At 34.0% G+C, this 6,338-nt stretch carries 5 protein-coding genes; 2 read left to right on the top strand and 3 right to left on the bottom strand.

Translation table 11 applies throughout. The annotated features are described in order from the left end of the window. Positions 1-285 precede the first annotated feature (285 nt). Positions 286-684 carry a hiran domain protein gene (locus EA412_00920; GenBank protein TVR83415.1) on the bottom strand — a complete coding sequence of 133 codons (399 nt, stop codon included), beginning with the start codon at positions 682-684 and terminating at the stop codon, positions 286-288. A gap of 252 nt (positions 685-936) precedes the next feature. Continuing rightward, a complete protein-coding gene (locus EA412_00915; GenBank protein ID TVR83414.1) occupies positions 937-1,683 on the bottom strand; it encodes a hypothetical protein in 747 nt (248 codons plus the stop codon). A gap of 188 nt (positions 1,684-1,871) precedes the next feature. Between EA412_00915 and EA412_00910 the strand changes: the two genes are divergently transcribed. Together EA412_00910 and EA412_00905 are read left to right on the top strand one after the other, a co-directional pair. Further along, on the top strand, positions 1,872-3,506 hold the full coding sequence (locus EA412_00910) for a hypothetical protein (protein ID TVR83413.1): 1,635 nt from the start codon (positions 1,872-1,874) through the stop codon (positions 3,504-3,506). Beyond that, entirely contained in the window at positions 3,506-4,888 is a 1,383-nt protein-coding gene (locus EA412_00905) for a hypothetical protein (GenBank protein ID TVR83412.1), read from the top strand. The genes EA412_00910 and EA412_00905 overlap by 1 nt, the downstream gene beginning before the upstream one ends. Positions 4,889-4,910: 22 nt before the next feature. Here EA412_00905 and EA412_00900 read toward each other — a convergent pair whose 3' ends face one another. Then, positions 4,911-6,170: a T9SS C-terminal target domain-containing protein gene (locus EA412_00900; protein ID TVR83411.1), complete on the bottom strand. Its 1,260-nt coding sequence runs from the start codon at positions 6,168-6,170 to the stop codon at positions 4,911-4,913. Positions 6,171-6,338 lie beyond the last annotated feature (168 nt).

Raw genomic sequence — 6,338 nt, 5'->3', positions numbered from 1 at the left:
CAATATTAGGCTTCTCCAAAAAGCGATCCCATTCGCTTTTTCCCTGGCTTTGCCATTCTCCTATTTTTAAAAGTGTTGTTAACATAATTTATTCCCCTTCCCCAATATTAAAAAAAATTCTTAAACTTATATTTATCATTTCGTATTATTATTTGACTTTCATGCTTTTGAACATTTATTTAATGCTTCACTTTCCTTAACCCGCAAGGTTGGCTTTATTCAACATCCAACTATTATCAAAAATTTCACTCATTAATAAACAACAACCTTGCGGGTTTAAAACCCTCACCCCACATCCGCAAAAACTTCCACAAATACAGCTTTGTATAGTTCATCTTCATTGCTATTCAGCTTTTTAATCCTTGCATAAGCCGGTTTTCCTAAATCCATCAAGTTTGCCAAAACTTTATTTTCATCTCTGGGTAAGTAGCCCAACTTCATTGAATTATAATAGACTCCTATAGCACATTTGTCATACCGGTTTTTAGGTTCTCTTTTTAAAAATAATCGTCCCCCTTCCCTTAAATGTTTTGCCACTGATTTATATTTATAGTATTGCAATCCCCGTACATAATTGTGATAAACCTTTGGATATTCTTTCAAAAATTCATGATAATTATTTCCAACATAGGCAGCACCCGCTCCTCCAAGTATTAGACTTTTAATAAATGTAGACCTTTTCATTTTTTTTTCTTTTAATCAAGAATCAAAGTGTGAAAGCATACCGGTAAAATATAATAAGTGAGATATAGTTGACCTTTAGCTTAACACACATTGATTCAATGACAAACACAGCTACAAACTTAAAAGCATGTAGCGACAATTAGTGTCGCAAGCAAATATTTTTTTTAAAAACAATAAAAAAGCTTATGATTATTTGCTAAAACTTACTGGTATTATAGCATTTATATCCTTAAAGCATTTTCTTTCCTCCCCCTACTTCCCCTCAAAAACTGTTCTGGCCGGTTCGGAATAGCCTTCTTTTTTCAAAATATTGACTAAATGTAAAATCTGCTTTAGGTTGTAGCTGATTCCTTTGATGGCAGCACTTTGATAATATGCCTGATCTTCTTTAAATCGTTCTGATTTGCGGTATTGGTTGATATGACCGCAGACATCTTTTAAATGTGTATGCAAATTAATCAACTGAGACACTAAAATAGGGGGGAGGAATTCAGCGTATTTCATGTTGATTACATCCCACAGGTCATCCGAACGCTCGTTAAAATATGCATAGCTGCCCGTTGAGAAAAGTTCTGCCTCGTACAATCTGGTTTCTAATTGCTTGGGTTCCAATGATTCAAGTTCTGTAAGAAAATTTGCTTGTTGCTCCCGGATAGTTAATGAGTGATTTACATCCGGTTGAAAGTTAAAAGCACGAATAGCAAGCCCATCCCTAAGTCGATTGATATTTCTGGCAATTAAGTAATCAACATCTTCCTGTACTATTTTCCATCTTTTTGACTTTGAACTGACTAAAAGAATGTCAATAATGAATAGTGTAAAAGCAACGCCAAATAATTCCACAAAAAAATCTCCGGCTATCTCAAAACGCTGGCGGATATTCCATGTAACTATCATTGCAATAATTACTGCCAGATAAACAACTATAGGCACATCTGTCTTAGTAAATATCTTTTTATCAATGCGCTTCCTTAAATCGGGTATATATTTTTTGTTCAAAAGTACTAAGTAATGTTGTTATATAAAATTTTAGAGAAAACAAATCTACAAACCAATTTTGGTTTTTGTCTCTTTTAAAAAGTTAATCTAAAGCTTAAAAATCCATTATTTATTTGTAATATTCAAAAATCTGATTCATTCATTTTTGCCTTAAAGTGCATTTTTCTACTTTTACTAAAAATTTCCAATTGAAGGTTTTAAAGACTAATAGAATTGCTGTAATTATTTTTTTGCTTTTTGTGCTTTCAAGTACTTCTTGTTTAAAAGATAATCTGGATTTTGATAAAATGACAACTACTGAGTGGACTCCGGAGTTTGCTGTTCCGCTTGTTTTTGCTTCACTTTCTGTTTATGATATTATTACCGAAGATACTTCTGAACTTTTTGTGATAGATCAAAATACCGGTCAGGTGGCATTGGCTTATTCCGGCTCTCTTATTTCTTTTGACATCCGTGATATTATACAGCTGCCGGATTTAAATTTTGAGTATTTATTTAATTTAAGTAGTCAGGAAATTAGTGATTTTGTTAATAATGGTGCCATCACTAAATCGGAATCATACACTTATGACATTTCTGCTCAAACGGATTTGAAAATCGAAACACTTGTAATTGAAGAGGGAATTTTAGAGTTGGAAATTACTTCGGATATTCAACATAGTGGGGAATTGATAGTAAGTATCCCCGGTATGGAAAGAAATAATGTCCCTTTTGAAGTGACTATACCATTGGATTATAACGGTTCTCAGATATCTGTTACAGAATCTGTTGATTTAAGCAATTACACTATTGAAATGAATAGTGGTACACAGGGAAATAATGAAATTGGTATTCAATATGTATTTTCTGCAGAATATGAAGGGCAACCAATAACAGTGGCTGATTTGATTAGAATTGACCATACTTTTGAAAAGCTTGAGTTTTTAAAAATATTCGGAGATATTGGAGAGCATACACTTTTAGAACAAGAAGATACTATTAACATTGATTTTTTTGATAATAATCAAGCCGGATTTTTTGACTTGGTTAGCCCTTATGTGCAGCTATCTATAGCTAATTCATTTGGTTTACCTATAGATATAGAAATTCAAACTTTTCAAACCAGAAATTTTTATACCGGGGAAGAAACTGACGTATTCTTTACAAACTTCAGCAACCCTTTTGGGTTAAATGCTCCTGCCTTTAATGAAGTTGGTGAAACGGCTTTTACAAATTTAAATATAGATGACCAAAACAGTAACTTAGGTTCACTTTTACACTCAGCTCCTCAACAGTTGATTTATCGTTTGTTTGCGGTCTCAAACCCCGGTTCTGCCACTTCTCCGGTTGATTTGCCCAATTTTATTACCAATGAAAGTCAATTCAGGGTAGATACAGAGATAATTTTACCACTAGAGGGTTTAGCTTATGGTTTTGTTCTTAGAGATACACTGGATTTTAGTTTCGGAGAGCAAATAGATGAAGTTGATTCTATGGCATTGCGAATTGTTATCGACAATGGTTTTCCTTTCAATGCAAATATGCAGGTATATTTTGCAGATGAAAATTTTGTAGTTATGGATTCAGTTTTTTCTTCATCAGGAGAAATTATTTTGTCCGGTGAGACAGACTCAGATGGTATAGTAATAGCGCCAAAGAGAAAGATTACAGATATTGAATTTAGTCGGCAGAGAATAGATAATATGACAAACGCATCTCATGTGATAATTGAATCAGGAATGAAAACTACAAATGCTTTGGATGGTGAGACCGTAAAGATATTAGATGAATATACGATTAATGTCAATCTCGGTTTGTTTTTAGCAGGTAAGGTAAATTTATAATGAAAATATATATATTTAAAATTGATTTCAGGCTGTTATTTGCAGTTGTTTTTCTGAAATTTCTTTCATTCCCTCTTTTTGCTCAGCAAGGATATACGATTTATCATATGTCAAAGATTCCCCAGTCAGCTTATGTGAATACTTCTTTTATGCCGGAAAATCGGTTTTATGTAGGTTTACCGGTCATTTCTTCAAATTATTTTGGTTTAGAGAACAGCTCATTTAAATATACAGATGTAGTTCAAAGGAGGGATGATGATTCTCTTTATGTGAATATGGATAATTTGCTGGATAAATTAGATGAAACGAACTATCTCAAGCTGAATTTACAGGTAGATTTATTGGGTTTTGGATTTCGTTCATCTAAAAACTATTTTTCGTTTAGTGCAAGGGAAATTATACATACAGAGTTGATTTATCCTAGAAATTTAGTGGCTTTATTTTGGGAAGGAAATGCGCAATTTATAGGGCAAAGAGTTAGTTTAGATGGATTAGCCTATAATTATATGTCTTATCGTGAATATGCTTTTGGTTACTCAAGAAAGCTATCAGATAAACTTACCGTGGGCCTTAGAGCGAAATGGCTGAATGGTATGGAAAATATCCAAACCGTTGAAAGTAAATTGGGAATTACAACACATGAAGATACTTATGATTTAACGCTTGATGGGTCGGCAAACATTCGCACTTCCGGTGTCAGCTCATTAATTGATTTAGATTTTAATTATCAGGACAGACTTTTCAGATATTCTAATTCCGGGTTTGGGTTAGATGTTGGTGCAAATTATAAGTTTTCAGAAAAGTTGAGTTTTTCAGCTGCAGTAAACGACATAGGTTACATTCACTGGAAAAATGATATCGCAAATTATGTGATAGCAGATAGTTCTTTTACTTTTAGCGGAATACACCTCAATGAATTAGTTGGAGAAAGTGAAGATTCGGAAAGTGCTTTTGACAAATTAGTGGATAGTCTCTCAGATGCTTTTATTCCTTTAAAAAGTGAGGAAAGCTACCGCACACATTTGCGCTCTTTTCTCTATTTAGGAGGGCAGTATCAATTATTACCCAACCATTCTCTCGGGCTTGTTTTGCACGGGTCATTCATAGACAGGAACTTCCGGCCGGCAATAACAGCTTCCTGGGTAGGGGATTTTACAAATTGGCTGAATGCATCCTTAACCTATTCTGTATACGGGGGCAGCTACTCCAATTTAGGAGCAGGCTTAGTTGTAAAAGCCGGTCCCGTTCAAGTTTATGGGGTAAGTGATAATATATTCTCCTTAATTGCACCTTTGGAAAATCAAAACTGGCACTTCCGATTTGGGATGAACCTGTTATTTGGAAATTTAGCTGCAAATGGTGAAACAGATAATGAACTTTAGGTATTAAAACAACCTCATTCCATCAATTAATTGTCATTTTACCGGTTTCAATAAATTCATCCGTTTTCAATCGAAAGAAATAGATGCCTACCGGTTGATTTTGACCATCAAAAGTTATGTTATGTTGACCACCTGTCTGTTTCTCATCTACTAAAGTTTTAATTTTTTGACCGGTAATATCATAGACACTTAGCTCTACATGTACTTCGTAAGGAAGTTTATATTGAATATTCGTAGTGCTAGCAAAAGGGTTCGGGTAATTTTTTAACTGTAAATATTGATTATTTTCTGCAATATCCGGTATGAAAGTTTCCAACGGCTGCCTAATTTTATGTAACTCATCGTCTTCACTTCCTGAGTATACATAACCATCAGCATCAATTTCAAGTGCTCTTACTGAGCTTGTATGTTCAGGATAAACCCAGATTTGATCTCCGTCCGGGCTAATTTTATGAACATCTGAATCTTGCGAACCTGAGTATAAATACCCGTCTTCATCCAATAATAGAGTATAAACCGTGTTTTCATGTTCTTCATATTCCCAAACCTGATTGCCGTCCGGGCTGATTTTGTGTATTTCTTCATGTATAGAAGCTGAATAAGCATATCCATCTGCATCAACTACTACATCATAAACCATGTTAAAGGAACCACTTCCAATGTTTTCAGTATATACCCAAACCTGGTTCCCATCCGGATCAATCTTATGAACCTCTCCGTCTCTGCTTGCTGAGTAGACATAGCCATTATCATCCACGTCTATGCCGTATACTCTGTCATTATGTTCCCTATAAATCCATACAGAATCTCCGTCAGGATTGATTTTATGGACTTCATCATCAATGGAACAAGTATAAATATATCCATCTGCACCAACTCTGACAGACATCACTTCATCGCCATGTTCTCTATAAACCCATACAGAATCTCCGGCCGGTGTAATTTTGTGAACTTCATTATCCTCTGAGGCCGAGTATATATAACCATCTGCATCTACATCTAAACCCCGAACCATATCGGTATGCTCATTGTATGTCCAAATATGATCACCATCCGATGTTTTTTTATGAATTTCCTCATCTCTGGAACCCGAGTAAATATTTCCGTCAGCATCAACAGCTATGCTTAAAACCCAATGAGTATGTCCCGTATATGCCCACTCCTTTGTCGGTTCTTCCGCATGAATAAAAGTTGTAATTGAAAAAAGAATCAAGGTTATGAATGTAGCCTGCATCCTTAAGTTAAAAAATGATTTTGTAAAGCTAAAATTATAAGATTTCATGATTTTCTATTTTTAAAGATTTTTAAAATTGTATTTATCAAAATTTATTGATTCATTGCTTTTGCCTAAAAAAGTAAAAAATAATTTATAGTATAAAGTAGTAATAATAACATGTTGTAAATAATTAATAACATAATTTATTGTTTAATAAAAATACAATATAGTTTT

The sequence above is a fragment of the Chitinophagaceae bacterium genome (assembly GCA_007695095.1).
GTDB lineage: Bacteria > Bacteroidota > Bacteroidia > Chitinophagales > REEL01 > REEL01.
Note: the sequence above shows the minus strand (reverse complement) of the source record. Positions and strands in the feature narration are given on the sequence as shown.

Coding starts and splice junctions, on each gene's coding strand:
- EA412_00920 (TVR83415.1), bottom strand. CDS start 684: ATGAAAAGGTCTACATTTATTAAAAGTCTAATACTTGGAGGAGCGGGT.
- EA412_00905 (TVR83412.1), top strand. CDS start 3,506: ATGAAAATATATATATTTAAAATTGATTTCAGGCTGTTATTTGCAGTT.
- EA412_00900 (TVR83411.1), bottom strand. CDS start 6,170: ATGAAATCTTATAATTTTAGCTTTACAAAATCATTTTTTAACTTAAGG.